This window comes from Mesorhizobium sp. M0676, from assembly GCF_040320535.1.
In the GTDB taxonomy this organism is placed as follows: Bacteria; Pseudomonadota; Alphaproteobacteria; order Rhizobiales; family Rhizobiaceae; genus Mesorhizobium.
Map to the genome: position 1 here is coordinate 359936 of NZ_JAMYPU010000001.1, position 18393 is coordinate 378328.

Here is an 18393-nt window from a genome sequence, read left to right on the forward strand (position 1 = left end):
TTGGAGATTGGCGAAAGTCGTCGCGACATCCAATCTCCCCCCTTGTGGGGGAGATGTCCGGCAGGACAGAGGGGGGCGCGAAGGAACGCCGACGTCTCTCTGCGACAGCCCTCCCATCATTGCCGCCCCCGCATCGTGATAAACGCGCCGAACATCACCACCGCCACCATGATCAGCCCCTCGATAATAGCCGTGACATTCGGGTCGATAGCGAGCAGCGTCAAATCCGTGCGCACCAGGCGCAACACGAAGACGGCGACGATCGGGCCGAGCAGGCCGCCTTTGCCGCCGCCGAGCGCGACGCCGCCCAGCACCACGGCGGCGACGCTGGCGAGCAGATAGGGGCCGGGGATGGGGGCGCCGATGCCGGTGCTCATGGTCAGCGCCAGCCCGCCCATGGCGGCGAACAGGCCCGACAGCGCATAGGCGATGAGGCGGGTGCGCTTGACCGGCACGCCGGAGCGGAACGCCGCCAGTTCGCTCGAGCCGATGGCGTAGATGGAGAGGCCCAGGCGCGAGCGCCTGAGCGGTATCCAGATGACGCAGAGGCAGACGATCAGCACCAGCAGGGCCTTGGGCAGCCAGGCGTCTATGGCGTCGGGCAGGCCGGGGATCGGTACCGTGCCGGAGATCAGCGCCTTCAGCCATTCGGCGATGCCGCCGCCCGGCGCGTCGAGCACCAACAGCGCTGCTCCCTGCAGCACGAACAGCATGGCCAGCGTCACGACAATGTCGGGCACGCGGGTGACGACAATGAGCAGGCCGTTGAGCGCGCCGAGCGCAAAACCCATGGCGAGCACGAAGGGCACCACGAACAGCGCGTATTCCTCGCTCGCGCCATTCATCATCGACGCCGCGGTGACGCTGGTCAGCGCCATCATGGCGGCGACCGACAGATCGATGCCGCCGGCGATGACGACCACCGTCTGCGCGGCGACTGCGAAGGCATAGGGCAGAACGGCGCGGGCGAGCGAGCCGAAATCATTGCTGCCATAGGCCGGCTGGATGATCCTGGTGGCGATGAACAGGACGATGAGCAGGGCCAACAGGCCGACGACCCAGCCCTGGCGGCGCAGGAAATGGCTCATGGCGCGGCCTCCGGCGAAGCCGAAGTGTTCGCGGTCGGATCAGCCAATATGCCGATATCGGCCTTGGCGCCGCGCGGCAGGCCGTAGGCGGCGCGCATCAGCGCCGGCTCGTCGGCCTCCTCGACGGGGAAGATGTCGACGAGGCGGCCGCCGAAGATGACGATGACGCGGTCGCAGACGCGCTGCACCTCTTCGAGTTCCGAGGTGTAGAACAGCACCGACTTACCGTTGCCGGCGAGTTCGCGCAGCAGCTTGTAGATCTCCTGCTTGGTGCCGACATCGATGCCGCGCGTCGGGTCGAAGCACAGGATGGTGCGGGCATCCGCCGCGATCCAGCGGGCGATGGTCACCTTCTGCTGATTGCCGCCGGACAGGCGCTGCACCTCGCCTTGCGCGCGGGTGTCGATCTGCAGCCGCTCGATCGCGCTGAGCACGGTCGCGCGTTCGCGGCGCATGTTGATCGGACCCCAGTTGCGCAAGGCAGCGCTGAAAGGCAGCGCGATGTTTTCGCGCACCGAGCGCTGCATGGCGAGCGCTTCCGAGCGGTCGCCCGGCACATAGGCAATGCCGGCGCGGATGGCGTCGATCGGATGCGAGAATTTCACCGGCTGGCCATCGACTTCGATGGTGCCGCCGGAGGGCCGGATCGAGCCGGCAAGGGCGGCGAACAATTCGTCCTGGCCCTGGCCTTCGAGCGCCACGACGCCGGCGACTTCGCCGTCGGCGAGATCGAAGGAGACGTCGCTGAGCTTGGCGCCGACGCGGAGATTGCGCACGGAGACGCGCGGCCGGGCAGCTGCGGGCGCGGCCTTCTCGGCAGCGCTGCGGGCCGCGACATGGGTTTTGACGATGCGGGTGCCGAGCATCAGCTCGACGATCTTTTCTTCCACGCCCGGCACGATGTCGACGACGCCGACGGTCTCGCCGTCGCGCAGCACGGTGGCGCGGTCGCACAGCGCCGAGATTTCGACGAAGCGGTGCGAGATGAAGATCACGGCGCGGCCCGAATCGCCCTGGCGGCGCACCACTTCCAGCACCTTTTCGGCAAGGTTGGCGGGCAGGGCCGCCGTCATCTCGTCAAGCAGCAGCACGTCGGGCTCGACGGCGAGCGCCCGCGCCAGGTCGAGCACCCGCAGCACGGCCAGCGGGATGTCGCGCGCGGTGTCGCGCAGATCGAGGTCGGTGATGCCGAGCTCGCGCACCCAGGCGCGGAACGGCTCGACCGGCGTGCCGGTGAGCCTGAGATTGGACAGCACATCGAGATCGGGGATCAGCGACGGTTCCTGGTAGACGGGCAACAGCCCAGCGCCGCGCGCAGCGGCGGGAGAGCGAATGTCGCGGGCCTCGCCGCGGATCAGGATGTGGCCGGCATTGGCCGGAATGGCGCCGGTCAGGATCTTCACCAGCGTCGACTTGCCGGCGCCGTTGGCGCCCATCAGCGCGTGGACCTCGCCCGGCAGCACGGAGAGCGACGCGTTGCGAAGTGCTGCAACCGCGCCGTAGTTCTTGGCGACGCCGGTGGCGTCGAGGAGGGGGCTGGTGGTCAAATCGATGTCCGCATCAGAAATTCTCTTGCTGGCGCTCTACGGCGCCCCCCTCTGTCCTGCCGGACATCTCCCCCACAAGGGGGGAGATTGGCAGTTCCGGCGCCGCCCCTCGTCTTGCGACGTAGAAAATTAGCGAAAGCCGAGATGACAGCCAATCTCCCCACCTGTGGGGGAGATGTCCGGCAGGACAGAGGGGGCGCCGCAGAGCGCTAGTCTGTGTGACGAGGACGGCCGTTCGCCGTCCTCGCCAGTTCATTCAAACCAGGCTTACTCCCCCGGCCCCTTGCAGGCCACGATCTGCTCCTTCGTGTAGGTCGTCCACTCCGGGATCGAGATCGAGACCGGCCATTCCGGGCTGAGCGACGGGTCGGCGGCTGCCTTCAGCTTGGCCTTGCCTTCGTCGGTGGCGTTGTCCCACAGCTGCGGGTCGACCAGCACGGTCTGCTGCGCCGGCTTCTTGCCGTCGAGGATCTGCAGCGCGAGCGTCACGCCCGCGCCGCCGATCGAGCCGGGGTTGGTGACGGCTGCACCGACGAGACCTTTCACCGAGCTCAGCTGGCCGACGAAGCCGGCATTGTCGGCGCCGACCACCGGCACCAGCGGCGCCTGCGATTCGACCAGCGCGTCGACGATGACGTTGTCGATGCCCGACGTCCACACGCCGTTGAACGGCGTGCCGGTGGCCAGGAACGACAGCATCTGCTGCTTGGCCTGATCCTGCTGCCAGCCGGTGAAGACTTCCTGCGCCACCTTCACGCCGGGGTTTTCGGCCAGCGCCTTCTTGAAGCCTTTGTCGCGATCGCTGTCGGCCGAGGCGCCGGCGGCGCCGCGCATGTAGAACACTTCGCCCTTGCCGCCCATCTGCTGGAACAGCCATTTGGCGCCGAGATAGGCATACTGTTCCTGGTTGTTGGAGATGATGTAGGCCGACGGTTCGGTCACCGCCTGGTCGACGGCAACGACGACGATGCCGGCCTTGGTGGCTTCTTCCAGGCCCGCCTTGATGCCGGCGGGATCAGCGGGGTTGACGACGATGGCGTCGACCTTGGCGCTGATCAGATTGCGGATGTCTTCGAGCTGGCCGGCGGCATCGGTGTTGCGGTGGGCGATGTTGAGCTTCGTCACTTCGCCCGAAGCCAGCGCCTGCGCCTTCATGGCGCAGACCATTTCCTCGCGCCAGCCATTGCCCTGCACGGTGTTGGAAATGCCGATCGTATATTTGGCTTCGGCCGACGACACGCCCATCGATGCCAGCAAGGCAGCGCCCGCAAGCAACGGGACCATGGTCAGTATTTTCTTCATGTCAGTACTCCTCCACATTGTTGTTTTTCGTCTCAGGGCCAGACCCTTCGGCAGGATCGGACCAAGTCATTGCCTCGTCATTTGACGAAGGGACGCAGCACGTCGCGGGCGAGCAGGAAGCCCCGCTTCACCGCATCGTCGTTGCCTTCGAACCGCCTGTCCTCATGTTCGATGATGACCGAGCCGTCATAGCCGGCGCGGTAGAGGCCGGAGAAGAAGCCGCTCCAGTCGACATCGCCCAATCCCGGCATGCGCGGCACCTGCCAGCCTATCCCGGCGGAAAGGATTCCGCGCTCATACAAACCATCATGATCGATCATCAAATCCTTGGCGTGGACATGCAGCATGTAGGGGCCGAACTCCCGGATGAAACGGCCCTGGTCGATCATTTGCCAGACCAGGTGCGAGGGGTCGAAATTCATGCCGACCTCGCCGCCCCAGGTTTCGAGGATGCGCCGCCAGACCAGCGGCGAATAGGCGATGTTGTGCCCGCCCGGCCATTCGTCATAGCTGAAGATCATCGGGCAGTTCTCGAAGGCGAGTTTTACCCCGTGATCGCGCGCATAGGCGACGGTCTCGGGCCAGACTTTCAGCGCGTCCTGCCAGTTGACGTCGACGGTCTTCGAGGCATCGCCACCGCAGAAGGTGTTGACCACCGGCACGCCCATATTGGCGGCCAGCACGATGACCTTCTTCAGATGGCCGATGACGGCCTCGCGATGGGCAGGGTCCGGATGCAACGGGTTGGGGTAGTAGCCGAGGCCAGAGACCGTCAGCTTCTTCTCCGTCAGGGAAGCGACGATCTCCTTGGCCTGCGCGGGCGAGGTGGAAGCGGCATCGATATGGCTGGTGCCGGCATAGCGTCGCGTCGGGCCGGAGGTCTTCGGCCAGCAGGCGATTTCCAGCGCCTCGAAGCCGGCCGAGTGCGCCCAGCCGGCGACCTCGCCAAGCGGCGTCTCCGCAAACGGTGCTGTAAGAACTCCAAGTTTCATTCTGCCTCCCTAGACCCGACGACTATAATGCCGATTGTTTGGATCGCTTCAACCTCGCGACCTCATCTTGTTCGAGACTGTGCCGGACAGCCGCCATCGGATCGTCCGACAGCAGGTCGCCCAGCGCCGATGTGACGGCCGCGCGGAACGTATCGTCGGCGGCAAGGCCGGGGTCGAATATCCCGTCGATGGCAAGGATGGCGGACACCAGCGCGCTGGCATCGTGACCGGTCGCATCGGCGATCGCGGCGACCTTGCCGGCATAGGGATCCGACACCGGCCAGCGTTTGCCGAAGCGTGCGGAAGCATGGATGAGATAGGCCATCCAGCCGGCGACCGGCACCGACAGGAGGCCTATGCTCTGGCCCATTGCGAGCCGGTCGCGGATCGGGTTGAGCAGGCGCTGGACGATCTTCTGCGAACCGTCGGTTGCGACCTGGTGGTTGCGGTGGCGGATCGCGGTGTTCTTCAGCCGGGCAAGGCTCTGCTCGACATAGGCAAGCGGCAGGACGCCGGATACCGGCATCAGCGTCGGCAGCGTCTCCTCGACCAGCATGCGCCGGATGAAGTCCGACAGCAGCGGGTTGGCTATGGCGTCCGATGTGTGCTCGAGCCCGGCCAGCACGCCGAGCGTCGCCAGTGTCGTCTGGGCGCCGTTCAGCACCCGCATCTTGAGATGCTCGAACGGCGTCACATCGTCGACGAAGGTGGCGCCGACCAGATCCCAGCGCGGCATGCGGCCGGCGAATTTTTCCTCGATCACCCACTGCCGGAACGGCTCACCGACAGCGACGGCGGCATCGTGGTAGCCGAACCATTGTTCGACACTATCGATGTCATCTTGCGTCACCGCCGGCGCGATGCGGTCGACCATTGACGAAGGGAAGGCGGTATTGGCTGCGATCCACGCGGCCAAGCCATTGCCGCGCTGCCTGGCGAAGGTCTGCACGACATTGGCTAGGATAACGCCATTGGCCGGAATGTTGTCGCAGGACAGCAGTGTCAGCGGCCGCCCATTTGTGGCCCTGCGCTGCTCCAGCGCCCGCACCAACAGGCCGGGGACGCTGCGTGGCGTCTCGGGGCTGGCGAGGTCGTGGACGATGTCGGGATGGCCAAGGTCGAGTTCGCCGCTGGACGGGACGTGGCAATAGCCTTTTTCGGTCACTGTCATCGTCACCAACTCGATATCGGGTGAGATCAGCACGCCGAGCGCCGGTGCCGCACTCTCCTGGCTGTCGACCACCCGGACGATGCTGCCGATGACGCGCGCCTCGATGTGGCTGTTCTCGCGGATCAGCCTTGTGTAGAGCCCGCCCTGCCGTCCCAGCGTGTCGGCAAGGCTGGGCGGACGGATGTTGATGCCGACGATGCCCCAGCGGTCGAAGCGCAGCGAGATGAGATCGTCGGTGTATTCGGCCTGATGGCAGCGATGGAAAGCGCCGACGCCGAGATGCGCTATGCCGGGCGCCAGGAGCGTACGGTCATAGGACGGTGTCTGGACCGAGGCCGGCAAGCGGTCGAGCAGCGCCGGCCCAAGCGTTTCGGTGGAGGCGCTCACCAGTTGGCCCCGATCACCGCCTGCTCCTGGTCGATGACCGCGCCGGTCATCGGGCCGGCCGCGTCGGAGAGCAGGAAGACGGCGAGGCTGGCGATATCGTTCGGCGTCAGCAGCCGGCCGAAAGGCTGCGCGGCGTTGGCCTTGTCGAGCCAGCCGGGGCCGTTGCCCAATGTCTCCGCCTGCATGATGCGTTCGGCCGGCGTGTCGGTCCAGCCGACATTGATGCCGTTGACGCGGATGCGGTCGAAACGGTGGGCGTTGGCGGCGTTCCTGGTCAGCGTCGCCAGCGCGCCCTTGGTGGCGGAATAGACGGCAAGCTCCGGCGAGCCGCAATGGGCATTGATCGACAGGATGTTGACGATCGCGCCGCCCTGACTGCGCTTCTTCATGTCGGCGATGGCTGCCTGCATCAAGAAGAAGGGCGCGCGCGCATTGACGGCAAACAGTGACGCCCAGTCGTCGAGGCTGGCGTCGAGGAAGGAGGCGCGGTCGGTTAGGCCGGCGGCGTTGACGAGAGCGTCGATGCGGCCGAAATGCGAGACGCAAAATTCCACCAGCCGAGCCGGTGTGGCAGGGTCCGAGAGGTCCGCAGGCACGATGACGGTGGGAGTGCCCATTCTCGAAATTGCCGCAGCCGCCTCAGCGCCACGCAACTTGTCGCGTCCGGTAATAACCAATCCTTCGGCACCGGAACGCGCCAGCGTCTCGGCAATGGCGAGGCCAATGCCTTGCGTCGACCCGGTGACCAGAGCCACCTTGCCGTCAAGCCGGATCTCCATTCCTCCTCCCGGGAATAAAGTTTCTATTTTGAGAAATATGGAACGACAATTCCCGATAGTCAATTGGACCAGTGACGCCTCATTCGCCGCGCCGCGCCGCCACGCCATGGACCAGCGCCATCCCAACGGCGAGCGAGGCCGCCAGTGAGCGGAAGCCGGCAAAGTCGGATTCCACCACTTCCAGCCAGCTGTCCGAGAGCGGGATCAGCGGGCTGAAGGTGCTGTCGGTGACGGTGACGATACGCGCCTTGCGCTCATGCGCCACCGCGACGAGATCGGGCGTGATCGAATTGTAGGGGCTGAAGGAGACAGCGAGCACGGCATCCCGGCCGCCGATGCAGCCGATCTGGTCGAGTGCGGAGGACCCGACATTGTCGACCAGCACGTTGCGCACGCCTTGCTGCGAGAGCGTCAGCGAGAGATAGGCGGTGACGGGAAAGGCGCGCTTGGAGCCGATGACATAGATCAGCTCGGCCGCCGCCAGCAGCGCCACCATCTTGTCGAAACTCTCGACGTCGAAGCCGGTCTCGATGCGGCCCAGCGAGGCCTGCGATGCGCCGACCATGCCGTGCAGGAAATGCAGATTTGGCTCGGTCTCGGTGCGCGGTTCGCCGCGCCCTTCCGGCCATGAGCCCTTGATGTGCTCCTTGAACAGGCCCTGGAAATCGGAAAAGCCGGAATAGCCGAAGATCTGGGCAAAGCGCACCAGCGTCGAGGGCTGCACGCCGGCCTGTGCCGCAACCTGCGCGATGGTGCCGAGCGCGACGTCGCTCGGATGCTGCCAAAGGAAGATTGCCACCTGGCGCAGCCGCTTGGGGAAATGCACCGTGCCCGACGACAGCACCGCGCGTAGCTCCTCATAGGTCTGCGGCTGGATGTAGCCAAGCGCGGCCAGCGAGCGTCCGCGCTTGCGCGTCGCCGCCTCGTCGGTGCTGGACCGTCCGGATGCCTTGCTTGCCCCACTCATGATTTCAGGCTAGCGCGATACGATCGTTTTACAATATGAAAATTGGAAATGATGTTCGAAAGCGGTCTGCCGGGAGGAGCTTGAAAATGGTCTACGCAACATCGGACGGATCGGCGGGCAAGCGGCTCAGGGTCGGCATGGTCGGCGGCGGTCGCAATGCCTTTATCGGCGCCGTGCATCGGCTGGCCATGCGCCTGGACGACCAGATCGTACTGGTCGCCGGCGCGCTGTCGTCGAACCCGGAGAACGCCGCCGCCTCGGCCGCCGAGATCGGCATCGCGCCCGAGCGCAGCTATGCCGATTATCGCGCCATGGCACGAGCCGAAGCGGCGCGGCCGGACGGCATCGAGGCGGTGGTCATCGTCACGCCCAACCATCTGCACGCGCCGATCGCCACGGCCTTTCTCGAGGCCGGCATCGACGTCATCTGCGACAAGCCGCTGTCGACGACGCTGGCCGACGCAGAAGCATTGGTGGCGCTGGCGCGGGAGAAAAAGCGACGCTTCGTCGTCACGCTCAACAACACCGGCTACGCCATGGTCCGCCAGGCGCGCGAGATGGTGGCGGCGGGCGCGCTTGGCCGCATCGTGTCCGTGCATGGCGCCTACATCCAGGACTGGCTGACCAAGCCGATCGACGCCGAGGGCCAGAAGCAGGCGGAGTGGCGCACCGATCCGGCGCGCGCCGGGCAGTCGGCGGTGCTGGCCGATATCGGCGTGCATGCCTTCAACCTGGCAAGCTATATCTCCGGCTGTGAGGCCGAGGCGGTGTCGGCCGATCTGTTCACCGCCGTCCCCGGACGCCGGCTCGACGACAATGCGCATGTGCTGGTGCGCTGGACGGGCGGCGCGCGCGGCACGATCCTCGCCAGCCAGACCTCGCCCGGCCACTACAATGATCTCTCGGTGCGCATCTATGGCGACAAAGCCGGGCTCGAATGGTCGGGCGGCCGGCCGGAAGAACTGCGCTTCTCCATGTACGGCGAGGAGACCCGCACGCTGGTGCGCGGCGGCCATGGCTCGACCACTGAGAGCCAGCGCGTGTCGCGCATGCCGGCGGCGCATCCGGAGGGATATATCGAGGCCTTCGCCAATTTCTACCGCGACGCCGCCGACATCATTCACGCGCACCGTTCGGGCGGGTCGGTTGATCCGGCGCGCGCGGCACAGGTGCCCGACGTCGTCGATGGCGCGCGCGGGGTGAAGTTTGTGGCGGCGGCGGTGGAGTCGAATGCTGCGGGCGGGGCTTGGACGGCGGCAAGGTTCGGGTGAGGCGAGCTATCCCTTGATCGCCGAGCCGACGATGGAATCGACGAAGAAGCGCTGCAGGAAGACGAACAGGATGAGCGGCGGCAGCACGGCCAGCGTCGCGCCGGCCATCACCAAGCCGGTGTTGACCGCACCTCTGTTGTAGCTGAGCAAGCGGCTCAAGCTGATGACGATCGGATAGGCGTCGGCATTGCCCTGCAGCACGGTCAGCGGCCACAGATAGCTGTTCCAGTGATAGACGAAGGCGAAGAGGGCCAGAGCCGCGATTGCGGGTGCGACGCTCGGCGCGACGATCTTGTAGAGGATCAAGAACTCCGAGGCGCCGTCCATGCGCGCGGCGTCGATGAGCTCGTCGGGCACGCCGGAGATGAACTGGCGCATCAGGAAGATGCCGAAAGCATTGGCGAGATTGGGCACGATGATGCCGGCGAGGCTGGCGTTGAGGCCGATCGAGCCGACCAGGCGATAGAGCGGGATCAACGTCACGATCGGCGGCAGGAACATGGTGGCGATCAGCACAGAAAACAGCAGCGACTTGGCGGGGAAGTGGTATTTGGCGAATGCGTAGCCGGCCATCATGCTGGTCAGCAGGATGCCGGCGGTGGTGATCGAGGCGATGACCAGAGAATTCCACATCGAGCGGCCGACATTGACGACGCCCGACACCTTCTCATAGGCGTCGAGGCTCGGCGTAAGGGGGATCCACACCGGCGGCACCTGCATGCTCTCGGCCGGCGTCTTGAGGCTCGACAGCACCATCCATACCAGCGGGAAGGCCGAGGCGACGGCGACCAGCAGCATCAGCGTCGCCAGCAGCGCCTTGTGGCCGGACGGGCGCCGGCGCGACAGCCGGCTCGACGATCCCGCGCTCATTCGTCGTTCTTCCGGTTGGCGAAGGCAAACAGCGCGCAGACGACGACAATCAGCGAAAGCATCAGCATGACCGCCATGGCCGAACCCAGTCCACCCTGCGCACGCTCGATGCCGACGCGGCGGATGTGGTAGGTGAGCACATTGGTCGAGCCGACCGGCCCGCCCTGCGTGATCAGGGCAACCGGCTCGAACACCTGCACGGCGTTGATGATGGCGATGACGGCGCTGAACAACAGCGTGCGCCGCATCAGCGGCAGCGTGATGAAGCGGAACTGCTCGAAGCGGTTGGCGCCATCGAGCTTCGCCGCCTCGTAGAGGCTGCCTTGGATCTGCGTCAGCCCGGCGATCGCCAAGACGGTGAAGTAACCGACCTGCTGCCAGACATTGAGGAAGACGATCGAGACCAGCGCCGAGCGCGGCGACGACAGGAAGGGCTGTGGTCCCATGCCGATCAGGCCGAGCATCTGGTTGAGCGGCCCTTCGCTCGGCGAATAAAGCTTCGACCAGACCAGCGCCACCGCGATCATCGGCACCATGTAGGTGGCAAACAGCACCGTGCGTAGCGCCGTGCCGCCGGGCATATCCTGCTGGTAGACCATCAGGCCGAAGGCCACCGACAGAGGCAGGATGAGGACGACGGAGAGCGCGGTGTAGACGGCTGTGTTCGTGAGCGCGGCCTTGAAGTCGCGGCCGATCGAGGTGGCCCCGATAATCTCGCGGAAATTGTCGAGGCCGACGAAGCTGGCGCTGGAAAACGGCGTCTGCGTCGACCAGTCCTGGAACGACAGCCAGACGGTGAGCAGCATCGGCAACAGGATGAAGATGCCGATCAGCGTCACGGCGGGCGCCAGCATGATGCCCGCCGAGGCACGGTACCTCTGAATCATTACTTGGCGGCGCGCTCCAGGATCGAAATGGCGTCGGCCTGCGCCGTCGCCTGCGCATCCTTGGCTGAGACCTGGCCATACTGCAACGCCTCGAGCGTCTGCTGCAGCGATTCCGAGAATTCCTGGCCGCCGGGCACGACAGGGAACGGCTTGGCATCGGTGAGCACGCTGACATAGCCGGAGAGGAATTCCGAGCCGAGCTTGTCTTTGTGCGCCTCGATGTCGGAGAGGCGTGAGGGCAGGATGCCCATCGACATCAGGATATCCGACATCGCGGAAGCACCGTTCTTGCCGGACTTTGGATTGTTCAGCCAGGCGAGGAAGTCCCACGCCGCCTTCTGCTCGGCGGCACCTGCATTGGCGTTGACCACGGTCATCCAGGAGTAGGATATCGAATGCGGCTTGTCGCCGCTCGGGCCGACGGGAAGCGGCGCCGTTGCAATGTCGGCGAACTTGTCGCCCATGCCGGCCTTCAGTGCGCTCTCCCACCAATTGGCCATGATGATCATGCCGGTCTTGCCGGAGACGAAATTGTCGAGGAAGGGGCCGGTGGTGTTGGCGTCGGCTGTCGCCATCGAAGGCACGCTGGCGCCGGACTTGATCAGGTCTTCATAGAGCTCGAAAGTCTCCGCGGCCTGCGGGCTGTCGAGCACCGGCTTGCCGTCCTTGACCAGGTCGCCGCCATTGGAGACCAGCAGCGAGGCGAAGGGATGAACGACACCGGCGGCCCATGAATTGATCATGCCGAAGCCTTGCTGTCCCGCATCCTTGTTGGTCAGCTTTTTCGCCGCATCCTTGAATTCGTCCCAGGTCTTGGGTGGCGCCGCGATGCCGGCCTGCTTGAACAGCGCGTTGTTGTAGTTCAGCGCATAGACGTCGATTTCGTTGGGGATGCCGTAGAGCGTGCCGCCGACCGAGGCGGCGCTGGTGATGCCCGCCGGCCAGGCGGCCTTGACCTCGCTGGCCACCGCATCGGGAGCGGGCGCGACCAGCTTGTCGCGCGCCAGTTCCGGCAACCAGAGATCGTAAATGCCGCCGATCGTCGGACCGTCCGCGCCGCCGCCTTGCGAGCGCAGCGTGGTCAGGAGGTCGCCGAAGGGGACGGCACGCACGGTGACGCTGACATCCGGATTGGTCTTGGCATAATCCTTGGCCGCCGCTTCCAGCAGCGCCACCGTTTCCGGCGACCAGTGGGTGAGATAGGAGATGTTGACCGATTGCGCCCAGGCCGTGGCGGGCAGGATGGCGAGGCCTGCGGCCAGTGCCAGTTTCGACGTCCAGGCAAACGACATTCCTCATCCTCCCTATTGGTCACAATGACGTTATGACAAGTCAGCGCGGCGACGCAAGGGCTTGCTAGCGAAAAAGTCTCACATGGTACGGTTACAGATTTCTTTGCGGCGCTGGAATGTGGATATTTATCGTTAGGTAACAAATGGATGCAGGTACTGCAATGTCGTGAGCGGGCCAACGCCGCCATTCCTGAGGCGTAGCAGACCTCTTGCGAATACCGCTATGTCGTTATAATGACTTTTGCCTAACCAATGACTTCTCACGGCACGGAAACGCCGCGGGACGCCAAGGACAGAGAACAATGGGAGACTGGCAATGAGCATGCTTTCACTTCACCGGCGCGCAGCACTTGGGCTGATCGGCGGCCTTGCCGCCGCCTGCGCCGGCGTCTTCGCCTCATTGCCGGCGCGAGCCGCCGACAGCACGGTGACGCTGTGGAGCTGGCGCACCGAGGACGAGGCCGCGATGCGCCGCATCTTCGATGCCTTCGAGGTGAAGAATCCCGGCATCAAGGTCGCCATCCAGTTCACGCCCGATGCCGACTACCAGAACCGGCTGAGCACGGCGCTGCGGGGCGGCCGCGGGCCCGACATCGCCCAGCTCAAGGCCTATGGCGAGTTGCAGCCCTTCGTCGAGGCCGGCTATCTCGACGCGCTGGACGACAGCGTGCCGGAGCTGAAGAACATGGAGGACGCGGCGCTTGGCGGCGCGCGCGGCCGCAGCGACGGCAAGCTCTACGGCGTGCCCTACTCGGTGCCGATGATGGGCGTCTTCTACAACCAGGATATCTTCGCCGCCCAGGGCATCGAGATCCCCAAGACCTACAAGGATTTCACCGCCGTCTGCGAGAAGCTGAAGGCGGCCGGCATCACCCCGATCGCCACCGGCGGCGCCAACGGCTCGGCCTGGGAACTGGAGATCGCCGTCGGCGTCGTCGGCCCGACCGTCTATGGTCCTGAATTCTACGACGAGATGATGAGCGGCAAGGCGACCTTCGAGGATCCGCGCTATGTGGCGGCGCTGAAGCGCTTCGCCGAGCTGAAGCCGTATTTCCCCGACGGCTTCGCCGGCATCGACTACACCACCGCCACGCAGCAGTTCATCGGCGGCAAGGCGGCGATGTTCCTCGGCGGTTCGTTCGAGAACGGCAGCTTCAAGGCGCAGAACCCGAAGCTGAAATTCTCGATCTTCCCGTTCCCCGCCGACGATGCCGCGGCAAAACTCTACACCTCGGCCTTCTCCGACGGCTCCTATGGCCTGGTCTCCGAGAGCCAGAACAAGGAAGCCGCGACCAAGGTGCTGGGCTTCATGGCTTCGGCAGAGTTCGCGCAGATGTTCGCCGACGAGCTCGGCTGGCCGCCGGCCCGCACGGATGTGACGGTGAAGGATCCAGTGCTGGCCTCGATGATGGAGATGGCGAAGAATTCGACGCCGTATCTGACGCTGGTCGGCTTCCGCTGGCAGTCGCCGACGGCGTCTTCGGTGCTGCAGTCGGAGATCATCGACATGGTCGAAGGCAACATCGCGCCGGAGAAGCTAGCGGCCGACATGCAGGCCGCGGTCGCCACCTGGTTCAAGCCGAAGCAGTAGGCGCGGCCGGTCGCAAAAGCGGCCGGTCACTCACGGACCAGAAAAGCGCATGAGCACCCTTCGCCGCACCAGCAGCCTTCGCCGCACGCAGCAGCGCATGGCCGTGCTGTTCATCCTGCCGGCGCTGGCGGTCTATGCGCTGTTCGTCCTCTATCCCCTGGGGATGTCGCTCTGGGGCAGCTTCTTCGTCTGGAAGGGGCTGCGCATGGTCGAGTTCGCCGGCCTGTCGAATTTCTCAAGGCTGTTCGTTTTCCCCAGCGGCGCGCGGATCTACGGCGCGCTGTGGCACAACACCGCCTGGTTCTTCGGCATCATGGTCTTCCAAAATGGCCTCGGCCTTTTGTTCGCCTGGCTGCTGTTCCTGCGCGACAAGGGTGCGGCCTTCTTCCAGTCGGTGTTCTTCTTTCCGGCGGTGCTGAGCCCGGTCATCGTCGGCGCGCTGTGGCGGTTGCTTTTGGCACCGGGCGGCGTCGTCGAATGGGCGCTGAACGGGCTTGGCCTGCACCAGGGCAGCCTGACCGTGCTCGGCAACAGCCACACCGCGCTCGCCATGCTGATCGCCGTCGATGCCTGGAACTGGATGGGCCTGCCGGTGCTGATCTACACGGCAGGTCTGCGGCAGATTTCCGGCCAGATTTTCGAGGCGGCAAAACTTGACGGCGCCGGCAATGCGCGCATGCTGTTCTCGATCGCGTTGCCGCTGCTGATGCCGGCGCTGGGCACGCTGACGACGCTGTCGTTCATCAACACCTTCAACCAGTTCGACATCGTCTATGTCATGCAGGGCGTGCAGGGCAATCCGAGCTATTCGACCGACACGCTGGTGACCTACTTCTACCGGCTGGCCTTCGGGGCGGAAGGTGCTGTCGGCATCACCGATATCGGTCTGGCGCTGGCGCTCGGCACCGTGCTGTTTTTGATCCTCAGCATCGGCACGCTCATGATGCTGCGCTTCTTCGACCGCCGCACGGTGCAGCTATGAGCGCGCTGGCGATTTCGCAAAGACCGGCCATCTCTCGGCAGCTGGCGCGGCTGCCCGGCTGGACGGTGCTGGTCGTTTGGACGGCGGCCGTGCTGTTGCCGCTCTACATCCTCATCGTCTCCTGTTTCAAGACCACGGCCGAGATCTACGACAACAGGCTCGGCCTGCCGCAAAGCTTTGCCTTCGACAATTTCCTCAACGCCTGGACGCGCGCCGATCTCGGCCAGAATTTCATCAACAGCCTGATCGTCACGGGCGGCGCCGTCATCCTCACCATCGTCGTCTCGGCGATGGCCGCCTATCCGCTCAGCCGCTACAAGCTTGGCTGGAATGCCATCATGCTCGGCCTGTTCCTGTCCGGCATCATGCTGCCCATCCGGTTGGCCTCGGTCGAACTGTTCACGCTGATGCGCAATCTCGGCCTGCTGGATTCGCTGACCGGGCTGATCCTGGTCTATTCGGCGATCCGCATTCCCTTCGCCGTCTTCATCTTCGCCAATTTCATGCGCGTCTTGCCCTCCGAGTTGGACGAGGCGGCGCGCATGGACGGCGCCGGCGAGGTCCGCATCCTGTTCCAGATCATCCTGCCGATGGTCAAGCCGGCGGTGTCGATCGTGGCCATCTTCACAGCGATCGCGGTGTGGAACGATTTCTTCTTCCCGCTGATCTTCATCTTCGACGACCGCTACAAGACGGTGCCGCTGGCGATCAGCGTCTTCGTCGGCCAGTTCCGCACCGACTGGGGCCTGGTGTTCGCCTCGCTGGTGATATCCATGGCGCCCATCCTGATCATGTATTGTCTGCTGGCGCGCCAGATTCGCGAAGGCGTGGGCACCGGAGGGGGCATGAGATGATCGAAGACAGAATTTATGCGGCGAAATCCATCCTGGTGGTCGGCGCGCACGCCTTCGATGCCGAGGTGATGGCCGGGCCGCTGGCGGCCGCTGCCGTCAAGCGCGGCGCCACGGTGACCTTCCTGCATCTGACCATGGGTGAGCAGGGCCATCCGTACCTGGTTCCCGCGCATTATTGCGTGCAGAAGGAAGAGGAAGCGGGCAGCGCGGCGGAGCGGCTCGGCGTCATCATGCGTGGCTTTGGCCTGCGCGACGGCTTCCTGCCCACAGACGATCAGACGGCGCTCGAAGTGGGCGACATCATTCGCGAGCTGAAACCCGAGATCGTCATCACCCATTGGCATGGCAGCTGGCACAAGGACCATCGCGCCGCCGCGCATTTGACGAAGACCGGTATCTTCTTCGCCGGACTGCCGACCGTTGCCAGCGACCATCCGGCGCACACGCCGCAACTGCTGCTGTTCGGCGAGAACTGGGAGGACGATGACGGCTTCCGGCCCGAGCATCTCGTCGATGTCAGCGACGGGTTCGAGGCCTGGCGCGACGCGGTCATGGAGTATGAGCTGGCGCGCGGCCTGAGCAGCTTCCCCTATGTCGACTATTACAGTTCGCTGTACCGGCTGCGCGGCTGCCTGCGTGGCACGCGCCATGCGCAGGCCTTCGCGGCGGCGTCGCATTCGTGGAATGCCGGCAGCGGCCTGTTCTCGCTCCCCTTCGGCAAAGGGTCCGGTCGATGAGGCGGGTACTCGCCATCGATCTCGGCGGCACCAATCTGCGCGCCGCCGTATCTACGGGCGATGTCGGTGCGTTGGAGGCGCTGGGCAGCGAGCCGGCGCCGGCAACCCTTGGTGCCTTCATTGCGCGCATCGACGCGCTGTGCGCTGAGGCCGGGTCGGTCTCAGCGCTTGGTATCGCGGTGCCGGGTCTGGTCGAGGGCTCAATCTGCCGCTGGATCCCCAACTTGCCGTTCCTCGACGGCGTCGATATCCAGCCGCTGTTTCCCGAACTGCGCGTAGCGCTCGGCAATGACGCGCAGATTGCGCTGCTGGCGGAGGCTGTCGAAGGCAGTGCGAAAAACATGTCGGATGCGATCCTGCTCGCCATCGGCACCGGCATCGGTTCGGCGGTGCTGGCCAATGGCCGCATCGTTGCCGGCGCGCATGGCGGCGCCTGCTCGTTCGGCTGGGCCTGCGCCGACGTCAAAGATCATGGCGAGGAGCGCAGCGGCTGGCTGGAGCGCGTCGCGTCGGGCCGGGCGCTTGATGCCCTTACTGGACAGATCGGCCTTGCCGACGGCCGCCAGCTGATCGCCGCTGCCCAGGCCGGCGAACTGGCCGCACTCACCTTGCTTGAACTGCCGGCGCGACAGCTCGGCACCGCGCTTGCAGGCGCTGTCGCGCTGCTCGATCCGCAAGCGGTTCTGATTTCGGGTGGTTTGGCGGAGGCGCTGGATGTGATCCGGCCGCCGCTGCTTGCAGCGCTGCGATGCCAACTGCCGCCGCATCTGCGCGGCATCGACGTCAAGCCCGGAAAATTCGGTCCCCGCGCCGGCCTCGTCGGCGCGGCGCTGGCCGGCGCCGTTGGGCAAGGGTGGAGGCAGGTGCGATGAGCGAAGCAAGCTTTCAGCAGCCGGACCGCAGACGGCCGGAGCCGCTCTGGTATCAGGTCGAAGAGGCGATCCGCGCCATCGTCAAGAGCGGCGAATGGGCAACGGGCGACCAGATCCCGGCGGAGGACAGGCTGTGCGCCCTGTTCGGCGTCAGCCGTATCACGCTGCGCCACGCGCTGCGCAATCTCGAGGAGGCCGGGCTGCTCAGGCGCGAACATGGCCGCGGCACGTTCGTGCGCTCGACCACGCTGGTCGCCGGCACGCGTGAGCTGACCAGCTTTACCCAGGAGATGGGCAATATGGGCGTGGTCGCGGGCTCGCGCCTGCTCGACTGCAGCCTGACCACCGCCAATGCGGCGGCTGCCGGCGCGCTGGAGATCGAGGAGGGCGATCCGGTGGTGCGCATTCGCAGGCTGCGGCTCGGCAACAACGAGCCGATCGGCATCCAGACGGCGCAGCTGTCGGCGGTGCGCGTGCCGGGCTTCCTCGATGCCGGCCTGCTGCAGGGCTCGCTCTACGAGGCGCTGGAGCGCCATTACGGGATCGTGCCGGTGGCCGCGCGGGAGAACTACCGGGTCGGCGCGGTCGGCGCGGCGGACGCCGAACTGCTCGACCTCGCCGTCGGCAGCCCGGCCTTCGTCGTCGAACGCATCACCACCGACGAGCGCGGCCCGTTCGAATTCACCGTCTCGATCATGCGCGGCGACCGCTACGAAATCCGCTCGACGCTGCGCGCCGGACGCGTGCCGCTGAACCCAAGAAGCTGATCCATTCCAGACCGACACATCAAACAGGAGTACCCGC

At 65.5% G+C, this 18393-nt stretch carries 17 protein-coding genes; 7 read left to right on the forward strand and 10 right to left on the reverse strand.

Features of this window, described 5'->3' with window-relative positions; translation table 11 throughout:
* Positions 1-116: 116 nt before the first annotated feature.
* The 7 genes from NKI35_RS01750 to NKI35_RS01780 form a co-directional block, all read right to left on the reverse strand.
* Positions 117-1088: an ABC transporter permease gene (locus tag NKI35_RS01750; protein ID WP_352738212.1), complete on the reverse strand. Its 972-nt coding sequence runs from the start codon at positions 1086-1088 to the stop codon at positions 117-119.
* Positions 1085-2635 (reverse strand): sugar ABC transporter ATP-binding protein, encoded by a 1551-nt coding sequence (locus tag NKI35_RS01755; RefSeq protein WP_352738214.1) that lies wholly within the window; start codon positions 2633-2635, stop codon positions 1085-1087. Before NKI35_RS01755 ends, NKI35_RS01750 begins: the two co-directional genes overlap by 4 nt.
* 267 nt (positions 2636-2902) lie before the next feature.
* Positions 2903-3937 carry an ABC transporter substrate-binding protein gene (locus NKI35_RS01760; protein WP_023704174.1) on the reverse strand — a complete coding sequence of 345 codons (1035 nt, stop codon included), beginning with the start codon at positions 3935-3937 and terminating at the stop codon, positions 2903-2905.
* Between the two features lie 77 nt (positions 3938-4014).
* Positions 4015-4929: a sugar phosphate isomerase/epimerase family protein gene (locus NKI35_RS01765; RefSeq protein WP_352514039.1), complete on the reverse strand. Its 915-nt coding sequence runs from the start codon at positions 4927-4929 to the stop codon at positions 4015-4017.
* Positions 4930-4951: 22 nt separating this feature from the next.
* Positions 4952-6487, reverse strand: a complete 1536-nt coding sequence (locus NKI35_RS01770; RefSeq protein WP_352738216.1) for a mannitol dehydrogenase family protein — start codon at positions 6485-6487, stop codon at positions 4952-4954.
* Positions 6484-7266 (reverse strand): SDR family oxidoreductase, encoded by a 783-nt coding sequence (locus tag NKI35_RS01775; protein WP_352514037.1) that lies wholly within the window; start codon positions 7264-7266, stop codon positions 6484-6486. Before NKI35_RS01775 ends, NKI35_RS01770 begins: the two co-directional genes overlap by 4 nt.
* Positions 7267-7345: 79 nt before the next feature.
* Entirely contained in the window at positions 7346-8233 is an 888-nt protein-coding gene (locus tag NKI35_RS01780) for a MurR/RpiR family transcriptional regulator (RefSeq protein ID WP_352498316.1), read from the reverse strand.
* Positions 8234-8319: 86 nt separating this feature from the next.
* On the opposite strand from NKI35_RS01780, the gene NKI35_RS01785 reads away from it, so the two are divergent.
* Complete coding sequence (locus NKI35_RS01785; RefSeq protein ID WP_352514036.1) at positions 8320-9504, forward strand: Gfo/Idh/MocA family protein; 1185 nt, start codon at positions 8320-8322, stop codon at positions 9502-9504.
* Between the two features lie 6 nt (positions 9505-9510).
* Here NKI35_RS01785 and NKI35_RS01790 read toward each other — a convergent pair whose 3' ends face one another.
* The 3 genes from NKI35_RS01790 to NKI35_RS01800 are packed head-to-tail and all read right to left on the reverse strand — an operon-like array spanning position 9511 to position 12553.
* Positions 9511-10374, reverse strand: a complete 864-nt coding sequence (locus NKI35_RS01790) for a carbohydrate ABC transporter permease (RefSeq protein ID WP_023804639.1) — start codon at positions 10372-10374, stop codon at positions 9511-9513.
* Positions 10371-11261 carry a carbohydrate ABC transporter permease gene (locus tag NKI35_RS01795; RefSeq protein ID WP_352738218.1) on the reverse strand — a complete coding sequence of 297 codons (891 nt, stop codon included), beginning with the start codon at positions 11259-11261 and terminating at the stop codon, positions 10371-10373. The genes NKI35_RS01790 and NKI35_RS01795 overlap by 4 nt, the downstream gene beginning before the upstream one ends.
* On the reverse strand, positions 11261-12553 hold the full coding sequence (locus NKI35_RS01800; RefSeq protein WP_352738220.1) for an ABC transporter substrate-binding protein: 1293 nt from the start codon (positions 12551-12553) through the stop codon (positions 11261-11263). The genes NKI35_RS01795 and NKI35_RS01800 overlap by 1 nt, the downstream gene beginning before the upstream one ends.
* A 316-nt stretch (positions 12554-12869) precedes the next feature.
* Here NKI35_RS01800 and NKI35_RS01805 point away from each other — a divergent pair, with 316 nt between their 5' ends.
* The 6 genes from NKI35_RS01805 to NKI35_RS01830 are packed head-to-tail and all read left to right on the forward strand — an operon-like array spanning position 12870 to position 18356.
* Positions 12870-14144 carry an extracellular solute-binding protein gene (locus tag NKI35_RS01805; protein WP_352538989.1) on the forward strand — a complete coding sequence of 425 codons (1275 nt, stop codon included), beginning with the start codon at positions 12870-12872 and terminating at the stop codon, positions 14142-14144.
* Between the two features lie 49 nt (positions 14145-14193).
* Positions 14194-15126: a carbohydrate ABC transporter permease gene (locus NKI35_RS01810; protein WP_352650423.1), complete on the forward strand. Its 933-nt coding sequence runs from the start codon at positions 14194-14196 to the stop codon at positions 15124-15126.
* Positions 15123-15980, forward strand: a complete 858-nt coding sequence (locus NKI35_RS01815; RefSeq protein WP_352738223.1) for a carbohydrate ABC transporter permease — start codon at positions 15123-15125, stop codon at positions 15978-15980. The genes NKI35_RS01810 and NKI35_RS01815 overlap by 4 nt, the downstream gene beginning before the upstream one ends.
* Positions 15977-16717: a PIG-L deacetylase family protein gene (locus NKI35_RS01820; protein ID WP_352738226.1), complete on the forward strand. Its 741-nt coding sequence runs from the start codon at positions 15977-15979 to the stop codon at positions 16715-16717. Before NKI35_RS01815 ends, NKI35_RS01820 begins: the two co-directional genes overlap by 4 nt.
* Positions 16714-17589 (forward strand): ROK family protein, encoded by an 876-nt coding sequence (locus tag NKI35_RS01825; RefSeq protein WP_352738228.1) that lies wholly within the window; start codon positions 16714-16716, stop codon positions 17587-17589. Before NKI35_RS01820 ends, NKI35_RS01825 begins: the two co-directional genes overlap by 4 nt.
* Positions 17586-18356, forward strand: coding sequence for a GntR family transcriptional regulator (locus tag NKI35_RS01830; protein ID WP_023683130.1), 771 nt, complete (start codon positions 17586-17588; stop codon positions 18354-18356). The genes NKI35_RS01825 and NKI35_RS01830 overlap by 4 nt, the downstream gene beginning before the upstream one ends.
* Positions 18357-18393: the final 37 nt, after the last annotated feature.